This window comes from Corynebacterium sputi DSM 45148 (genome assembly GCF_000427865.1).
GTDB lineage: Bacteria > Actinomycetota > Actinomycetes > Mycobacteriales > Mycobacteriaceae > Corynebacterium > Corynebacterium sputi.
The window spans coordinates 17224-33650 of record NZ_ATYV01000014.1; the positions used below are offsets into that span (position 1 = coordinate 17224).

A 16427-nucleotide genomic window follows, 5' to 3' on the forward strand; every position below is an offset into this window, starting at 1 on the left:
TCGTACGATTGAGGCATGAGTCACCGTGACCGCCCCGACCAGTGCCCAGGAGCACTCAAGCTCCACCTCGCCGACGACGGCGCAATCGGTCGACTGCGTTTTCCCGGTGGACTTCTCAGCCCCGCTGACTTCACGATGCTCGCCGATCTTGCCGATTCCTTCGGCGACGGCGACCTGCACCTGACGTCCCGCGGCAATGTTCAGATCCGGGGCATCCGAGACACCGTCGGCTTCACCGAGTCCGTCGACCTCCCTTATCCCGAACATGACCGCATGCGGAACATCCTCAAATCCCCGCTCACCGGCCGAGTAGGCGGTCGCACCGACGTCACCTCGCTTACCGACGACGTTGACGAGGCACTCTGCTCCCAACCCCAACTCGCCGATCTACCCGGTCGAACCCTTTTCGCCATCGATGACGGCCGCGGCGACGTCCTCTCCGAGGCCCCTGACCTAGGCCTTCTCGCAGTCGACCACGACACGTTCGACCTCATCGTCGCCGGCCGCACCACCGGCGTCACCGCCTCGCGCGCCAACGCTCCGGAATTGCTTACCGATGCCGCCCTCACCTGGTCCCGCATCCGCGGCACCGCCTGGCGTATCGCTGAGTCCGGATTGGCAGAAGAGGTGGTGGGAGGCTGGGAACGTCGGGAAGCAGCTTCTGCGGAGGGCGACGCCCGACGAATCGGTTGGATCGAGCAGACCGACGGCCTCGTCAGCCTCGGCGCCGGTCTTCGGTTTGGCGTCCTGCCTGCTCAGATGGCTCGCATAATCGCAGTGACGGAGGTGCCCGTTCACGTCACGCCGTGGTACTCGCTGGTGTTCCACGACTTCGATGAGGCCGTCGCCGAACAGGTCGTCCGCGTCCTCGCGCCGAACGGATTCGAATTCGACGAGCGTTCCCCATGGCTCCGCGTCACCGCCTGCACCGGCATGCCAGGCTGCGCGAAGGCGCTCTCGGACGTCCGCGCAGACGCTGCCCAGGGCATCGCTTCAGGAATGCTTCCCGACGCCCGCATCCACTTTTCCGGATGCTCCCGCCGCTGCGGAGCACCCAAGTCGGCACATGTCGAGTACGTAGCCACCGGAGACGGTGAGTACGATGTCTCTCCATGACCCGCTATGACTACGAGACCGACGGTGCGGCAATTTACCGTCGGTCATTTTCCATGATCCGTGAAGAATCTGACCTCAGTGCGTTTGATGCGGATCAGGAGATCGTCGCCGTCCGGATGATCCACGCCGCCGGGGACACCTCCCTGGCCAGCGATATCCGGATGACTGACGGCGTGGTTAGCGCGGCTCGAACTGCACTTGAGGCGGGCGCGCCGATTCTGTGTGATGCGTCGATGGTGTCCACCGGCATCACTAGGCGTCGACTCCCTGCAGACAACGAAGTCATCTGTGCATTGTCTGATCCCCGCGTGCCCGACTTGGCGAAGGACCTCGGCACGACCCGCACTGCGGCTGCTTTGGAGCTTTGGGGCGACAAGTTGGATGGGGCCGTCGTCGCGATCGGCAATGCGCCGACCGCACTGTTCCACCTTCTAGAAGGGCTTTCCGACGGCCGCTTCCCCACCCCCGCTGCCGTCCTCGCCCTCCCCGTCGGATTTGTCGGCGCCGTCGAGTCAAAGGACGCAACTGTCGAGGCTGGAAGCGTCGAGTACGTCACCGTTCTCGGCCGCCGTGGTGGCTCCGCGATCACCGTCGCCGCGCTCAATGCGTTGGCACGCAAAGAGGAGATCTTCTAGTGCTGTACGGAGTGGGCCTTGGCCCTGGCGACCCAGGCCTGATCACGCTGCGCGGCGCCGAACTCATCCAGACCGCCGACGTGGTGGCATATCACTCCGGTTCGCGCGGATCGACCGCCCGGAAAATCGCCTCTGATCTGCTCGATTCACGAGACACCCCGGCGATCGAAGAACACCTGGTCTATCCAGTCACGGTCAACGGTGGCGACGACTACACAGAGCTCATGGCCTCCTTCTACTCGGAAGCAACCGCTCGTCTCGCGGCTCATCTGTCAGCGGGACGCTCCGTCGCAGTCATCAGCCTCGGCGACCCGTTGCTGTACAGCTCCTACCAGCACCTCCATCGGGCTCTGAGCAGTGACTTCCCCACCGAGATCGTTCCCGGCGTTCCCTCTGTCACTGCCGCCGCCGCTGAGCTGGCGCACCCGTTGTCAGAGGCTGAAGACATCCTCACTATTCTCCCTGCCACTGCTGATCCGGCCCGACTCGCAGCGGCCGCAGCCTCGGCAGATTGCCTCGTGGTGATGAAACTCGGCGGCCACGTCGAGCAGGTACGGTCGATCCTCCGCGAATCCGGACATCTCGACCGGGCGCAGGTTGTTGTCCGCGCAACGATGGATGATGGCTGGACCGCTCCCCTGAACACCATCAATGCCGACGACGTCCCCTACTTCGCCGTCGCCGTCGTCGGCACCCAATCCTCCGGTTTCGTTCCGTCGACTAGCGATTCGGTCGGCGAGGTCACCGTCGTCGGCCTCGGCCCCGGACCGTCCCGGTGGCTGACTCCGGAGGCACGCGCCGAGCTCGCCCGTGCCACCGATGTGGTCGGCTATTCCACGTACGTCAATCGAGTGCCGTTGCGACCAGGTCAGCGTCGTCACGCTTCTGATAACCGCGTCGAAGCCGAGCGTGCCGCCATGGCACTGGACATGGCGCTCGAGGGCTCCCGTGTAGCCGTCGTCAGCTCCGGTGACCCCGGTGTCTTTGCCATGGCCGCCGCTGTCCTCGAAGTCGCCGATGACCCGCGATGGCGCGATGTCTCCGTGCGTATTGTCCCGGGTATGACTGCTGCTCAGGCCGTTGCGAGCCGAGTAGGCGCTCCCCTTGGCCACGATTTCGCGATGATTTCTCTGTCGGACCGCCTGAAACCATGGGAGACCGTCGCAAAGCGTATCGACGCCATCTCCGGCGCCGACATGGCCTTCGCCGTCTACAACCCCGCATCGAAGACCCGCCGCAGGCAGGTAGCCGAGCTTCGGGACATCGTCGCAAAGCACCAGTCACCCGACACTCCAATCATCGTCGCCCGTGCCGTCGGAGCTCCCGAAGAATCCGTGACCGTCACGACCGTTGCCAATTTCGACCCGGACATCGTGGACATGCGGACGATGATCATCGTCGGATCTTCCACCACCCGGGCTTACATCGATGGTGCAGGTCAGACGCGCGTATTTACGGCACGACACTATGCCGGCGGCGGCACGACACAGCTTTCTTTTAGTCCTGGATTTACCTAACGCCATCAGGTCTCGCCGAAGGCCGTTCGGCGGCGATGATACGGTCCGTAACTTTAAATTACGTAGGCTTATTCTTTCGTCGGATTCGTCGGACCTTCTGTCGAAATCCGGTTAGTTGACACTCGGCAATGCGCTGGCGCAGCGGACTGGGATCGGCAAAACTGTGCTGCCACTCCTTGATCTCCCCCGGGTCAATCTTTGCCAGTAGTCGTCCAATCGCGGTGAGTGCAGTTACGGGATTTCGTTCGTTGAGGTAAACCTGCAGCATCTCCCCGACCGAATCCGCAGGCTCTACAGTTGGCGGATCCGGGTCCTTGATAGGCCCGATGCCCTCCACCTGCGCACGGAATCGTGCGAGCTTGATGCGCTGGCGTTCGTGGCGGTCGCGTGCACGCTGCTCATCAGCCTCGACGGCGACCTGGGCCGCGTGCTTGGTAATCGAGTTAATGAAATCAGTGGAGGACTCGTCCTCCCCAATGACTCGAATCTGCTGAAGCATTCGGACCACAGGCTGTACATTGCGAGCCTGAGCGACACCGTCTCGGTAGCGGGCGCGGACATCATCACGATGCTCGTTGCGCTCAGCGCGAAGCGCCTTGGCCTTGCGAATACTGGCAGCAAAAGGCACTGCTCCGGGATGGGATAGCGGCCCAGTCGGCTCGGTAGCCACCTGGACACCTGAAGACGCACTGGTCCAATACTCGGTCCCCGATAGTGATCGAGTGACATCCCACAGCCCCTTGGTCTTCTCGTTGTGATGCCGTCTGCACAGTGCGTGCAGGTTGTCAGTACTGGTGGGACCGCCATCAGCATGGTTTGTAATGTGGTCCATGTCTGCCCCGGCGGGGCTCCTCGAACAGCCGGGGAACATGCAGGTACCATCACGGCCCATGATGAACGCACGCTGACCATCAGTTGCGGCGTAACCGCTAGCAGCAGATGGAGTCAGGGTGTCCACGGACGTGACCATGGAGAGGTACTCCTCCGTCAACGCCTCAGAAAGTACGCCGACGCCGGGCATCCAGACCGACCCTCCATCAATGCTGCGGTAAAGGTGAAGGCTCACGCTGGCCTCGGCGGTGCCTCGAACCAAATGCATGAATGCCTCGGCACCGTCACACTCTTGAGTCGCGGCAATAGTGCTGATCACTCGGTGCGCTTCTTCCGCGTGTGCAGGAGCAAGGTTCAGTGCGATGCGATGAGCCTTGTCGGCTCCCTGGGACTTACGACGGGAGAAAGTCTCTTCGACATCGTTCGGAGGTGGCGGACCATTCAGGTCCTGCGGACGCGCAGAATGCTCGACAGTGTCGATGGCACGCTGAATCGCCGGAAATAGATCTTTCCAGGTACGCATGGCGAGCTTGTCAACGCCAGGAAGCAGCGCCTCCAGAAGCAAAGGCTCCAACTCTGGGCACCGCTCCTCCGATACCGGCTGCGTTGCACTAGAAAGCTTCTTCAAGAGAGACAACGGCGCGAAGCCACGAACAGTCAGGACCTTCGTCAACTTCGGCATGCGCTCGAGCATCAGACCAATACGACGGTAATCGCGGGCGGCCGCGTCGGACTGCCCCAAGTCAGCACAAAGACATGTGACGTGGTGGCGAGCATCATCCTCAGGAGCACACAAGCATGCAGCTGCAAGGTCGAGATCGACGCGATTCCGGGCGAGAGCCAGGCCGGCACGGAGCGAATCATTTTCGTGGCCCCACTTCGGCGCCTCCTCCGAGAGCGCAGCATCAAAGGGGCAGGTTTCAGTGGACTTGGTAGTGGTCATTATCTTGCCCCTTTCTGGAGATCGAACAGTTTCGCCTACATGTTCGATCATTGCAGAAGGAGTAAGCCATCACAAGAGGTCAGTGCCTTGTTTCGATAGAGTTATCGAATATTCACCCGTTGGTACGCATTCGACGGCGATGATACGGTCCATAACTTGTAGTTACGTGCACCCTCGATCGAGCACGCCAGGTGCACCAAGCGCTGCAACCGCTACCACCGGATACAGGTACCTCTGCCATCCGCCGTAGTAGAGACGCCACCATGTGACACGGCGCCCCAGCCGGGTGAATCGTCAGCCAGCAAGGCGAACGCCTCGTAAAGCGAATAGGGCGGCGAGGGTCATCCAGGTCATGACAGTTTACGCGCGATTATGAGATGACGGGTTGAGGTTGCGGTAACGGGGGATCCGGAGCGCATTTGAGCGTCGAGGTCTAGGAGCACGGAACGGTACTTCTCTACAGAGAAGTCCGGCACCCACCACACGCACTTCCGGAGGATCCAGACAATGGCGCCGACATCGTAAAACTCCATCGCGCACTCAGCAGTGCGCAGGTCCACGATCTCGAGGCCAGCAGCCTCGGCATTGGCAATTTCTATGGCGGGATCGCGGAGGCGTCGTTCTCTGGGCAATGGGCCGAGGAAGAGCTCAATGAGATCGAAAGCAGAGGCAGGTCCGACGTGCTGTCCCAGATACTCGCCGCCTGGTCGCAAGACCCGGTGAATCTCAGACCACTGTGGGGTTACGGGGTGGCGGGAGGTGATGAGGTGGAAGGTATGGGCGTCGTAAGGCAAGGAGTCCGAGAGAACCACAAGCGCTCGCGGGCGACCGCAGCGTTGGACGGTCACGCCTCGGTGGCGCACATTCGAGGTGGCAGGACCGGAGCCTCAGCGAGCACTTCCCCACCGCCGGTGTCCAGGTCAAGGGCGGACTCGACCCGCGCGAGGCGCTCGCTCGGCCATCATGCGGGCATAACCCCACGGCGGACGCTCCTCAGTGGCGCGGCCGTCAAGGAATCCGAAGCCCCAACCGGTGCCGTCAGCGGCCTCAGCATCGGCGATGAGGGTCTCTACGCTGTCCACGCGATCTTCCTCGCTATGTGGACAGCGTCATCGACCGAATGCACGACAGAGGCGAAGTCTGCACCTGGCAGCACGGGACGTTGGACCATGACGACCGGCTTCTTTAGGTCGCGGGCAGCCTCGATTTTCGCATAAGTCATCGAGCCGCCTGAGTTCTTCGTGACGAGGCAATCGATGGCGTAGTCGCGCATGATTTTGCGTTCTTCGGCGACGTCGAAAGGACCGCGGGAGAGCACGATCCGTCGCTTGGGAGGCAGCGGAGCGGAGGGTTGTTCGACGCAGCGGATGAGGTAGCGGCCGTGAGCGTCGTCGGCGAAGTGCGCTAACTGCTGCCTCCCGACGGCCAGGAACGGCGACTGGAACCGATCCGCCACTAGGGCAGCAGCCTCGGACATTGAGGAGACTGCAAGCCACTGGTCGCCCTTAGTCTGCTCCCACGCCGGGCGATGCAAAGCGATGAGAGGAACGCCGGTAGCTCTGGATGCTTCAGCGGCAGAGACGCTGATCCGCTCGGCAAACGGGTGGGTGGCATCGATGACGACGACAGTGTCATTGTCCAAAAGCCAACGGGCAAGACCTGCGGGTCCACCGAAGCCGCCGATGCGGACCTGGCCGACGGGGAGCTTTGGCTCAGCGACGCGGCCAGCCAAGGACGAGGTCACGTACCAGCCTTCGGCCACCAGACGGCGCGCGAGAGCTCGCGCTTCTGAGGTACCGCCAAGGATCAGAGCACGCATGGGATCGTCCTGCCATGCTCGTCTCGGGGGCGGGCCTCGGAGTAAAGGTACGAATCAGGGAACTGTTCGGCCCCGAGGACAGGTCCGACAAAAATGACGGCGGTGCGGGTGATGCCGGCATCAGTGATGGCGTCTGCAAGATCGGCAAGTCGGCCGCGGAGGATTTGCTCCTCCGGACGGGAAGCGAATGCGACGACGGCGGTTGGGCAGTCCTCGCCGTAATGCGGAAGGAGTTCTGTGACGACGCGGTGGGCGTCGTGGGCAGCGAGGTGAATCGCCAGGGTAGCGCCGGTGCGTCCGAAGTTCTCGAGGGTCTCCCCTGATGGCATTGCGGAGGCTCGGCCGGACACGCGGGTGAGGATGAGGGACTGACCGACCGTCGGGACCGTCAGTTCATGGCCGAGGCTTGCGGCCGCGGCTGCGAAGGCTGGAACGCCGGGGACGATCTCGTAGGCGATGTCCTGTTCGGTGAGGCGTCGTGCCTGCTCAGCCAGCGCAGACCAGACGGAGGGGTCTCCGGACTGGAGGCGAGCAACATCTTTGCCCTTGGAATCTGCGCGGGCGATGATCGAGATGATCTCGTCCAGCGGCATCCGAGCGGTGTTGATCAATTCGGCGTCAGCAGGCAGTACGTCCTCAGGAACGATCGAGCCTGCATACAGACACACCGGGCATGACTTGATGAGACGGTCCGCCCGCAGGGTCAGCAGATCTGCGGCACCAGGGCCTGCTCCGATGAAGTAGACAGTCACGAAAGTCCTCCTGGTTTGTCGGCGATCCACTGCAGCACGGGCAGCGCCGGTCTTAGCACCGTGAACGACCCCACGGTACCGGCACGCTCGATGCTAATTCGACGCACCTCCCCTCCCAGCTTCTTCCGTGACTCCCACAGCACGGCCTCGGATTCGAGGGTCACTGCGTTGACGACGAGGCGTCCGCCAGGGGCAAGTGCGGACCAGAGGGCGTCGACCATTCCGTCGACTGTCACGCCGCCGCCGATGAAGATCGCCTCTGGAGTTCCTTCCGGCAGGGTCTCCGGTGCTGAGCCATGGATCACGTCAAAGGTGCCGCGGGCATTGTCGCGAATCTGCGACACACGCGTTTCCTGCTGCTCGACGCACACAGCTCGCCCACCGTGGCGCACCCATTCCACGGAAATCGAACCCGTTCCGCCTCCGATATCCCACAGCAGGCGCCCCGGCGTCGGACCGAGGGCACAAACGGTTGTCTCTCGGATGGGGCTTTTGGTGAGTTGGCCATCGGTGGTGAGGTCGGCGTCGGAAAGCCAGGGGCGAGTGGGCCCTGCCGGTTCCACCGCGATGATGCACAGGTTGGAGGTAGTGATAGGAGGCTTCCCGACGTCCCCCTCCACAACCCTCTCCCCCACTCCACCAAGATCCATCAGTGCCGTCAGCCGGGTTCCCGGGCGGTGTGCGAGTGCCGCGGCGATATCAGCGGCAGACTGTGCCGAGCGGCCAAGGACCAGGAATCGCTGACCGAAGTCCGCCTGGGTCACCACGGCTCCGGTTTCGCCGGTTACGAGAGACACCACGGGCGTCTCATTAACAGCCCAGCCAAGGCGCGCACACGCCAATGACACCGACGACGGCGCCGGGATCACCTCCAGTGCATCCGCACCAAGGAGCTTTGCCAATGTCGTGCCGATTCCATGGAACATTGGGTCACCGCTGGCCAGGACGGCGGAGCCAGTGAAATCGATGTCTGGCAGGGCCGGTACGAGCGGGCTCGGCCATGGCCGGAGGTCAGCGTTTACGTAATCCCGGATGAGGTCTAACTGGCGGGGTGAGCCGTGGATGATGGGGGCGTCGTGAAGCGTGTTTTGGGCTTTAAGAGACAGTGACTCCCAGCCGTCCGCGCCGATGCCCACGACGGGGATCATCGCGGCATCCGCCTCCAGATTGCGCGCGGGACCCACCTGGAGATCCAGCCGAGTACACCGACTCCGAACGGAATCCATACGTGCGGCTTGCCGAGAGCTTTGACCGCCTCGTCGGCGACCTGATCTGGGGTGCTCGACATGGGAGCGGGGCTCATGCCATCGGTCATGCGGCCGATGACGAAGCCGGGTCGAGCGATCGTCAACTGCACAGGTCCACCGTGGAGGCGATCCTGCAGGCCTTGCAAGAAGCCATCAAGGCCCGCCTTCGCGGAGCCGTAGACGTAATTGGCGCGGCGGACACGGGAGCCGGCGATCGACGAGAACGCCAGGATACGGCCGGACTCCATGCGATTGACCAGTTCGGTGACCACAGACGCGTGCGCCGTGAAGTCAGTGTGGATGATCGCGGCGGCACGTTCACCGCTGACCTCGTCCTGCTCTTGGTTGCCGAGAATGCCGAAAGCAATGACAGCGGTGTCTACGGGCTCGTGGGCCCATGCCTCATCGAGGACGCCGGGCTGCGCGGCAATGTCGTCGGCGTTGAAGAAAAGCCGGTGCACCTCGGTAGCCCCGCAGGCGTACATGCGCTCCTCAACCGGGCCCAGTGCGTCCACCCGGCGCGCCGCGAGGGTCACGCGATTGCCCGGCGCGAGACGTGCTGCGACTTCTTCTCCAATTTCGGAGGTGCCGCCGAGGATGAGGACGTGGCTCATCGCAGGCTCCGGTCAGCGTTGTTGAGTGTTTCGACTCCGTCTGCGGTGACGGTGACGATGTCCTCCAGTCGCATGCCGATTTCCCCCTCGAGGTAGAGGCCGGGCTCGACGGAGAAGGTCATGCCTTCTTCAAGGACAAGGTCGTTGCCTTCCATGATGAAGGGCTCCTCGTGCAGGCTCAGGCCGATTCCGTGGCCAGTGCGGTGCATGATGAGGTCTTCGTAGCCATTGGCGATGATGATTTCGCGGGTGATGGCGTCGATGTCCTTGGCCTTAACGCCGGGTTTGACGGCGCGGACGGCGGTTTCTTGGGCGGTGCGGAGGACGTCGTAAAGCATCTGTGCTTTTTCGTTCTCCCCCATCACATAGGTGCGGGTGCAGTCGGAGTGGTAACCGCTGGGGAGGGTGCCGCCGATGTCGACGACTACGACGTCACCATTGTGAATAACGCGGTCGGAGTAGTCGTGGTGCGGGTTGGCACCATTGGGGCCGGAGCCGACGATGATGAAGTCGACGGAGGCGTGCTCCTTAAGGATGAGGGTGCGCAGTTCGTGGGCGACTTCTTCCTCGGTACGACCTGGGGCGAGCAGGTCGGGCACGGCGGCGTGGACGCGGTCAATGGCGGCGCCGGCGAGACGGAGCTGCGCGATCTCCTCAGTGTCCTTGCGCATGAACTGTTCCTTGAGCGATTCGGTCGCAAGGACTGGGCGCGCTCCGGTCAGTTCCAGGATCGGCAGGAGGTGGTCAGCAGTAAGGGAGCCTCCGAAGCCGACGGTGGCGTTCGCCGGAATGAGATCGGCGACGATCTGATGCGGGTTCTGCCCGTCCCTCCAGAAGTGCATGTCGACGTCGAGGTCAGGAACGTCACTGCGCTCAACTGCGGGAACAACGAGGAGGGGCTTGTGGCCCGGGCGTAGAACCAGTGCGGTGAGGCGCTCGTGGGAGCTGATCTTGCTTCCCAGCAGGTACTCGAAATCGGTACCGGTACCGAACACCAGCGCGGCGATGCCACGGCCCTCTGCCAGGGCGGCGGCTCGGGTCATTCGGGTGAGATACACGTCGGCGGAAAAGAGCTCAGTCATAGAACTGATGATAAGGGGTATAACTTTGATCCATGAATATCAGGGCGCGACTGCGGAGGGCCCTTGGCCACTCCCCGTCCAGGGCCGCCGTGTTGGCCTTTTTCGCTGTCACCGCATTCTTCACGGTGCTGCTGTCTCTTCCCGTAGCGGCCGCGGACGGGCAAAGAACTCCGCTTCCCGACGCAGTCTTCACCGCCGCATCCGCCGTTTCCGTCACTGGCCTAACAACTGTGAACACTGGCGAGCATTGGTCACTCTTCGGTCAGGTGGTGATTCTGCTAGCAATCCAGACCGGTGGCCTGGGAGTGGTGACGCTGTCGCTGCTTCTCATGGTGATGGTCACCCACCGGCTGGGGCTCACGGGACGATTGTTTGCCCGGGAGAGTTTGGGTCCAGGTGATGTGAAGCAGTTGTTCTGGATCGTGGTGACGGTGACGTTCGTTTTGGAGGCTGCCCTGGCGGTGTTCCTGTTACCGTCATTCCTGTATTCGGAGGATTCGGTGCCGCGGGCGGTGTGGTTCGCGGTGTTCTACGCGGTCTCGGCGTTCTGTAATGCCGGGTTCAGTCCAGATGTTGATGGGCTGTTGCCGTTTGCGGGCAACTTGTTCGTGTTGGTGCCGATCGCGGTGGGTGTGTTCGTGGGGTCATTGGGCTTCCCGGTGCTGCTGAACCTGTTGAAGCGCAATCGCTGGACACTGCATACGAAGTTGACGATCAACACCACGGTGATCCTGCTGATCTTCGGTGCCCTTGCTTGGGCAGGGGCCGAGTGGCTCAACGGGAACACGGTGGGACATCTGCGGTGGTGGGAGAAGATCGGCGATGGTGTGTTCTCTTCAATCATGTTGCGCTCTGGCGGCTTCGCTGTGGTGGACATGGACGAGATCACACCGACAGCGACGATGCTCAGCAGTGTCCTGATGTTCATTGGCGGCGGCTCGGCCTCGACAGCCGGCGGTATCAAGGTGACGACGTTCGCAGTACTACTTCTCGCCATCATCGCTGAGGCTCGCGGCACCGTAGACACCACCGCTATGGGCCGGACCATTGCCTACAGCACCCTGCGCCTGGCAGTCAGTGTCGCGTTCCTGGGCCTGATCCTGGTGCTTTCTGCGGCAACGCTGCTGTCGCTGGGCAGTGAGACGACTCTAGACCGCATACTCTTCGAGACGATCTCCGCTTTCGCCACTTGTGGGCTCACCACCGGCTTCTCTGCAGAGGCGACAAACTCAGACAAATATGTCTTGGCGGTACTTATGGTGATGGGCCGAATCGGCCCGATCGCTATGGCCGCGGCTCTGGCCGTACGCTACCGCAGACAGAACTACGCGTATCCCGTCGAACGCCCGATCATCGGATAGAGGTAACCCATGTCCATCTTCCCTTCTCGTCACGAGCGCCTCGCGGCAAATGACTCGGTCGCAGTCTTGGGACTCGGCAGGTTTGGCCGCGCTTTGTGTGTAGAGCTCACTGAGACTGGCACCGATGTTCTCGGCGTTGACATCGACATCGAGCCAGTGCAAGCCCTCAGCAACCGGATCACCCAGGCAGTCCAAGCCGACACGACAAAGGAGGACGTTCTCGAGGATCTAAGCATCGCTGAGTTCGACCGCGTGGTCGTGGCCATTGGCGCCGACGTGAAGGCGTCGATCCTCACCGCGTCCCTGGTACTTCGACTGGGCGTTCCCGTGGTGTGGGCCAAGGGCGACGACCAGCAGCACGCGATGATTCTCGAACAGCTCGGGGTGCACAAGGTTCTGCAGCCAGAGCGAGACATGGGCCGGCGCGTCGCACACCTAATCCGTGGACAAGCCTCCGATTACGTGGAGATTGACCCTGGGTACGCGATGGTGAAGATGGCGACGCCCAAACAACTCGTCGCCAACCCAAAAACCGCCCGACAGTACAAGGTCATCGTCACCGCGTACCAAGCTGCCGATGGCACCTGGGTTCACACCGAGTCGACCACTGTTCTGCACGAGGGTTGCCAGATCCTCGTGGTGGGACCAACCAAGGGTGTCGAGGAATTCTCGAAACTGAAGTGACCTATTGGCCGATCGCGACAACCCCACGGCGGATCGCACGGGAGGCCTTACGTGCATTTGTGCGGACCTCGTCGCTGTAGGCGGTAGCGCGGACCTGGTCCAGCAGATCGATGACCTGGCGGCACCAGCGCACGAAGTCGCCGGCAGTTAGCTCTGCGCCGTTTTCTGCGGCAGCGCCCAAGGCGTATGCCAGAGGAGCACCCGCAGCCCACTGGTGAATCGCGGCGGCGAATGAAGTGTCCGGGACTCGAGTCAGCGGCAGGCGGTGGCGCTGCTCGTCCTCGGTGAGCTCGTCCCAGATGCGCATCACGTGAGAGATCGCCGTCGAGAGGTTCTCCGTTGGCACCACGTCGGTGCCGGGGGTCTCGCGACGGTTCTCGAAAACGAGGGTGGAGACCGCCCCTGCCAGCTCCGCCGGGTCCAAGTCATCCCAGATGCCACGGCGCAGACAGGTCGCGACAAGCAGGTCAGAGCTGTTGTGGATCCGTGCCAGGCGATCGCCCTCTTCAGTGACGTGCCACTGGTCGGTTCCGGTCTTCTCTACGTAATCCATCTCCTGCAGCAGGTCCAAGATGCGGTCAAAGGTCCGAGCCAGGGTGTCAGACGCCTTCTCGATAGTTCCCTGCAGCTTCACAACCTCTGCTCGTGCGGAACGGAGCTCGCGCATGGACTTGGCGGCGGCGTCGATGGATGGGTCCCCGTGCAGAGGATGCTGGCGCAGATCCTTCTTCAAACCCTTCAGTTTCGCCGAGGGCTTGGAGGTGGCCTTCTTCAGCCGCTTCGGCCCGCGGATGTCCTGGCGGTCCATCTCGGACTGGATGAGGCCGATGGCGCGCTTGGGGCGTCGTCCGGCATCTGCTGGAATCCGGATGCGGCCGAGCACCACCGGTGCCGATGGGAACATTCCCGCGTCGATCCGTCCGGTGAACCCACCAGCGCCGACGACCAGCGGCCGCGGGTTCGGACCGGAGGAATCCTCCCGCACCACCGCGACGCGCTCAATCTTCTTGCCACGCGGCATCGCAACGACCTCACCACGGCGCAGCCGCCGCAGGGCCACCACTGATTGCTCGAAGCGATCTTCTATTGCATGGCGCTTGGCTCGACGCTCCTCAGCAGTAATTGCCTCGCGCAGATCCAGATACTCCATCAAGGAGTCCAGTCCGTCTGGGTCGGCGCCGATGGTGGTGGTGAGGGCGTCGACACGCTCTTGTGCCTTTTCCAGTGCCCGCACCGAACTGACCACGTCACCGTCAGACTGGAACTGCGCGAAAGACTTCTCCAGGGTGGTCTTGGACTCCAGGTAGCCGCCATTGCGCAGGAGGTTGACGGCCATGTTGTAGCCCGGTGTGAAGGTGGAGTTCAGCGGGTACGTGCGGGTGGAGGCAAGCCCCGCAACCCACCGGGGGTCCATTGCCTGAGTCCACTGCACCACCGCGTTGCCGATGGTGTCGATGCCACGGCGTCCAGCGCGACCGGTCATCTGGGTGTACTGGCCCGGGGTGAGGTCGACGTGGGCCTCGCCGTCGTACTTCACTAGCCGTTCCATCATCACCGAGCGCGCCGGCATGTTGATGCCCAAAGCGAGGGTCTCGGTGGCGAAGACGACCTTCACCAGGCCTGCATTAAAGAGCTTCTCGACGATATGGCGGAACGCCGGCAGCATGCCCGCATGGTGCGCAGCAAAGCCGCGGCGGACGATGTTGCGCCAGCGGTAGAAGTCGAGCACGTCCAGGTCGGCGCGAGGGATGCCGTCGATGCCGGCGTCGATAATCGCGTCGATACGCTCGCGCTCATCCGAGTCCGTCAGGTCGAACTTGGAGCTGCCCATCTGCGCCAGCGCGCCCTCGCAGCCGGCGCGGGAGAAGATGAAGATGATAGCCGGGAGCATGTCGCGGTTTTCAAGAAGCTTCACGACGTCCGGGCGGCGCGCGAAGCGAACCCTGCGTTCTTCGGCGGAGGCGCAGACGTCGAGAAGCTCGCGGTTGACCTTCTGCCCGTCCTTCTCGAACAGCGGCAGCATGCGGTTGCCCACGAGCATGAACTGATTCAGCGGAACCGGGCGGTGGTCGGTGACCACGATGTCAGTGTCGCCGCGCACGGTTGTGAGCCAGCGGGCGAACTCCTCAGAGTTAGAGACCGTCGCCGACAGGCCGACCACTCGGATGTCCTCGTGCAGGCCGAGGATGACCTCCTCCCACACGGCGCCGCGGTCACGGTCGGCCAGGTAGTGGATCTCATCCATGACCACGTGCGAGAGCCGCTGCAGGGTCTCCGACTGCGCGTAGATCATATTGCGCAGCACCTCGGTGGTCATCACCACGATGTCCGCGTTGCCATTGATGCTCACGTCACCGGTGAGCAGGCCAACCTCATCGTCGCCGTATACCTCGACCAGGTCGGCGTACTTCTGATTGCTCAGCGCCTTGATCGGAGTGGTGTAAAAGCACTTGGTGCCCTGGCTGTGCGCCAGGTGGATGGCGAATTCGCCAACGAACGTCTTACCGGCGCCGGTGGGCGCGCACACCAGAACACCGCGGCCGTCCTCTAGGGAGCGGCACGCGGTGAGCTGGAAGTCGTCGGGGGTGTAGCTGAGAGGCTCGATAAACGAGTCGAGGACCGTCTGTGACATGGTCCCCAGAATGTCACAAGACGTCGTCGAAGTCGGTGACCGGGGTCGCGCGACGCACGTGAGTAGGTCCGCTGACCTGCGTTCCTTGCGCAATTGCTTCGGGAGCCTCCACGGGGCCGGAGGCCTCCTCATCGTCGAGGTTCATCCAGTCCGGCTGTTTTTTCTTTTTCCGGCGGTCGTTGAAACGGCAGATCTGCATCGCAATTTCCATCAGCAGGCACAGCGACACGGCCATGACGGACATCGTCACCGGGTCCTGACCGGGAGTCATGAACGCGGCAAAGATGAAGATGCACAGGATGGTGATCCGGCGCTTGCCCTTGAGGGTCTCGTATTGCAGCACCCCGGCGATGTTGAGCATCACCATGAACAGCGGGATCAAGAAACTGACACCGAAGATCACAATCAGGCTGAGCAGGAAGTTGAAGTAGAGATTACCGGTCAGTGCTGCTTCCTGAGCCTCACGACCGATACCCAGCAGGAACTCCAGTCCGTAAGAGACGACGACGTATGCGAGCACTGCACCAGAGGTAAACAGCACAACCGCAGCACTAACAGCGACGAAGGTATTGCGCTTCTCTTTGCTTACCAGGCCTGGGGTGATGAATGCCCAGATCTGATACAGCCAGATTGGCGAGGACAACACCAAGCCAGCCAAAGCACCGACCTTCAAGCGCAGCATGAACATCTCAAATGGCGCGATAGCCAATAGGCGACACTCATCGCCTGGCTGAGCGCCGAAACGCATCGACGGATCCAGGGAACAATACGGCCCCTTGAGGATCTCACCGAGCGAATGAACGCGGAAGGCCCCGATGCTGAAAGACACCTGGTACCAGGCGTAACCAATAATCGTGCCGACGGCGATCGCTGCCAGCGCCCGCAGGAAGCGCTTGCGCAGCTCCTGCAGATGCTCCACGACGGACATCACGCCCTCGGGGTTCTTCGGCTTGCGTCGGAGGCTGCGCTTCTTGGCCGGGCTGTTGGAAGTCACGGTTTACGCGGGCCGCGCCGTCTGGTCGGAGTCTGCGTTTTCGTTGTTCATCTCGCGGACCTCAGACTTGAAGATGCGCATGGAACGGCCAAGGGAACGAGCCGCGTCCGGCAGTCGCTTCGCACCAAAGAGGAGGATGACGACGGCCAGAATGAGAAGCAATTCGGTCATACCGAGATTGGGCATGATGACGACCTTCC

14 protein-coding genes and 1 pseudogene are annotated in these 16427 nt (G+C 62.4%); 5 read left to right on the forward strand and 10 right to left on the reverse strand.

All coding sequences use genetic code 11. The features are described from left to right. Positions 1-15: 15 nt before the first annotated feature. The 3 genes from YWU_RS0108470 to cobJ are packed head-to-tail and all read left to right on the forward strand — an operon-like array spanning position 16 to position 3268. Positions 16-1116, forward strand: a complete 1101-nt coding sequence (locus tag YWU_RS0108470; protein ID WP_027020138.1) for a precorrin-3B synthase — start codon at positions 16-18, stop codon at positions 1114-1116. Next, complete coding sequence (locus tag YWU_RS0108475; protein WP_027020139.1) at positions 1113-1751, forward strand: precorrin-8X methylmutase; 639 nt, start codon at positions 1113-1115, stop codon at positions 1749-1751. Before YWU_RS0108470 ends, YWU_RS0108475 begins: the two co-directional genes overlap by 4 nt. Next, entirely contained in the window at positions 1751-3268 is a 1518-nt protein-coding gene (gene cobJ, locus YWU_RS15950) for a precorrin-3B C(17)-methyltransferase (protein WP_034647561.1), read from the forward strand. The genes YWU_RS0108475 and cobJ overlap by 1 nt, the downstream gene beginning before the upstream one ends. Positions 3269-3326: 58 nt before the next feature. Here the strand turns inward: cobJ and YWU_RS15955 are convergent, their stop codons facing one another. The 7 genes and pseudogenes from YWU_RS15955 to YWU_RS0108515 form a co-directional block, all read right to left on the reverse strand. Beyond that, positions 3327-5042, reverse strand: coding sequence for an HNH endonuclease signature motif containing protein (locus tag YWU_RS15955; protein WP_034647563.1), 1716 nt, complete (start codon positions 5040-5042; stop codon positions 3327-3329). Positions 5043-5392: 350 nt separating this feature from the next. Then, positions 5393-6124, reverse strand: a pseudogene (locus YWU_RS15960) (class I SAM-dependent methyltransferase). Further along, positions 6112-6861 carry a cobalt-precorrin-6A reductase gene (locus tag YWU_RS0108495; RefSeq protein WP_027020140.1) on the reverse strand — a complete coding sequence of 250 codons (750 nt, stop codon included), beginning with the start codon at positions 6859-6861 and terminating at the stop codon, positions 6112-6114. Before YWU_RS0108495 ends, YWU_RS15960 begins: the two are co-directional and overlap by 13 nt. After that, on the reverse strand, positions 6849-7613 hold the full coding sequence (gene cobM / locus YWU_RS0108500) for a precorrin-4 C(11)-methyltransferase (RefSeq protein ID WP_027020141.1): 765 nt from the start codon (positions 7611-7613) through the stop codon (positions 6849-6851). Before cobM ends, YWU_RS0108495 begins: the two co-directional genes overlap by 13 nt. Continuing rightward, entirely contained in the window at positions 7610-8797 is a 1188-nt protein-coding gene (cbiE, locus tag YWU_RS0108505) for a precorrin-6y C5,15-methyltransferase (decarboxylating) subunit CbiE (protein WP_240484095.1), read from the reverse strand. Before cbiE ends, cobM begins: the two co-directional genes overlap by 4 nt. Beyond that, the gene (locus YWU_RS0108510; protein WP_027020143.1) at positions 8758-9474 is read right to left on the reverse strand and encodes an SDR family NAD(P)-dependent oxidoreductase; all 717 of its coding nucleotides are present in this window, start codon (positions 9472-9474) and stop codon (positions 8758-8760) included. The genes cbiE and YWU_RS0108510 overlap by 40 nt, the downstream gene beginning before the upstream one ends. Then, on the reverse strand, positions 9471-10556 hold the full coding sequence (locus YWU_RS0108515; RefSeq protein WP_027020144.1) for a M24 family metallopeptidase: 1086 nt from the start codon (positions 10554-10556) through the stop codon (positions 9471-9473). Before YWU_RS0108515 ends, YWU_RS0108510 begins: the two co-directional genes overlap by 4 nt. A 32-nt stretch (positions 10557-10588) precedes the next feature. On the opposite strand from YWU_RS0108515, the gene YWU_RS0108520 reads away from it, so the two are divergent. Together YWU_RS0108520 and YWU_RS0108525 are read left to right on the forward strand one after the other, a co-directional pair. Continuing rightward, entirely contained in the window at positions 10589-11917 is a 1329-nt protein-coding gene (locus YWU_RS0108520; protein WP_051260196.1) for a TrkH family potassium uptake protein, read from the forward strand. Between the two features lie 9 nt (positions 11918-11926). Further along, positions 11927-12601: a potassium channel family protein gene (locus YWU_RS0108525; RefSeq protein WP_027020146.1), complete on the forward strand. Its 675-nt coding sequence runs from the start codon at positions 11927-11929 to the stop codon at positions 12599-12601. Between the two features lies 1 nt (position 12602). Here the strand turns inward: YWU_RS0108525 and YWU_RS0108530 are convergent, their stop codons facing one another. From YWU_RS0108530 to tatA, 3 genes are all read right to left on the reverse strand, one after another. Further along, entirely contained in the window at positions 12603-15233 is a 2631-nt protein-coding gene (locus tag YWU_RS0108530) for a DEAD/DEAH box helicase (protein WP_051260197.1), read from the reverse strand. A gap of 13 nt (positions 15234-15246) precedes the next feature. Beyond that, positions 15247-16161, reverse strand: coding sequence for a twin-arginine translocase subunit TatC (tatC, locus tag YWU_RS0108535; RefSeq protein ID WP_156892778.1), 915 nt, complete (start codon positions 16159-16161; stop codon positions 15247-15249). Positions 16162-16230: 69 nt separating this feature from the next. After that, the gene (tatA, locus tag YWU_RS18180) at positions 16231-16413 is read right to left on the reverse strand and encodes a Sec-independent protein translocase subunit TatA (protein WP_034647564.1); all 183 of its coding nucleotides are present in this window, start codon (positions 16411-16413) and stop codon (positions 16231-16233) included. Between the last annotated feature and the right edge of the window lie 14 nt (positions 16414-16427).

Excerpts from the sequence above, each read along its gene's own strand:
- YWU_RS0108470 (WP_027020138.1), top strand. The coding sequence starts at position 16 with ATGAGTCACCGTGACCGCCCCGACCAGTGCCCAGGAGCACTCAAGCTC.
- YWU_RS0108475 (WP_027020139.1), top strand. The coding sequence starts at position 1,113 with ATGACCCGCTATGACTACGAGACCGACGGTGCGGCAATTTACCGTCGG.
- YWU_RS15955 (WP_034647563.1), bottom strand. The coding sequence starts at position 5,042 with ATGACCACTACCAAGTCCACTGAAACCTGCCCCTTTGATGCTGCGCTC.
- YWU_RS0108495 (WP_027020140.1), bottom strand. The coding sequence starts at position 6,861 with ATGCGTGCTCTGATCCTTGGCGGTACCTCAGAAGCGCGAGCTCTCGCG.
- YWU_RS0108510 (WP_027020143.1), bottom strand. The coding sequence starts at position 9,474 with ATGAGCCACGTCCTCATCCTCGGCGGCACCTCCGAAATTGGAGAAGAA.
- YWU_RS0108515 (WP_027020144.1), bottom strand. The coding sequence starts at position 10,556 with ATGACTGAGCTCTTTTCCGCCGACGTGTATCTCACCCGAATGACCCGA.
- YWU_RS0108520 (WP_051260196.1), top strand. The coding sequence starts at position 10,589 with ATGAATATCAGGGCGCGACTGCGGAGGGCCCTTGGCCACTCCCCGTCC.
- YWU_RS0108525 (WP_027020146.1), top strand. The coding sequence starts at position 11,927 with ATGTCCATCTTCCCTTCTCGTCACGAGCGCCTCGCGGCAAATGACTCG.
- YWU_RS0108530 (WP_051260197.1), bottom strand. The coding sequence starts at position 15,233 with ATGTCACAGACGGTCCTCGACTCGTTTATCGAGCCTCTCAGCTACACC.
- tatC (WP_156892778.1), bottom strand. The coding sequence starts at position 16,161 with ATGTCCGTCGTGGAGCATCTGCAGGAGCTGCGCAAGCGCTTCCTGCGG.
- tatA (WP_034647564.1), bottom strand. The coding sequence starts at position 16,413 with ATGCCCAATCTCGGTATGACCGAATTGCTTCTCATTCTGGCCGTCGTC.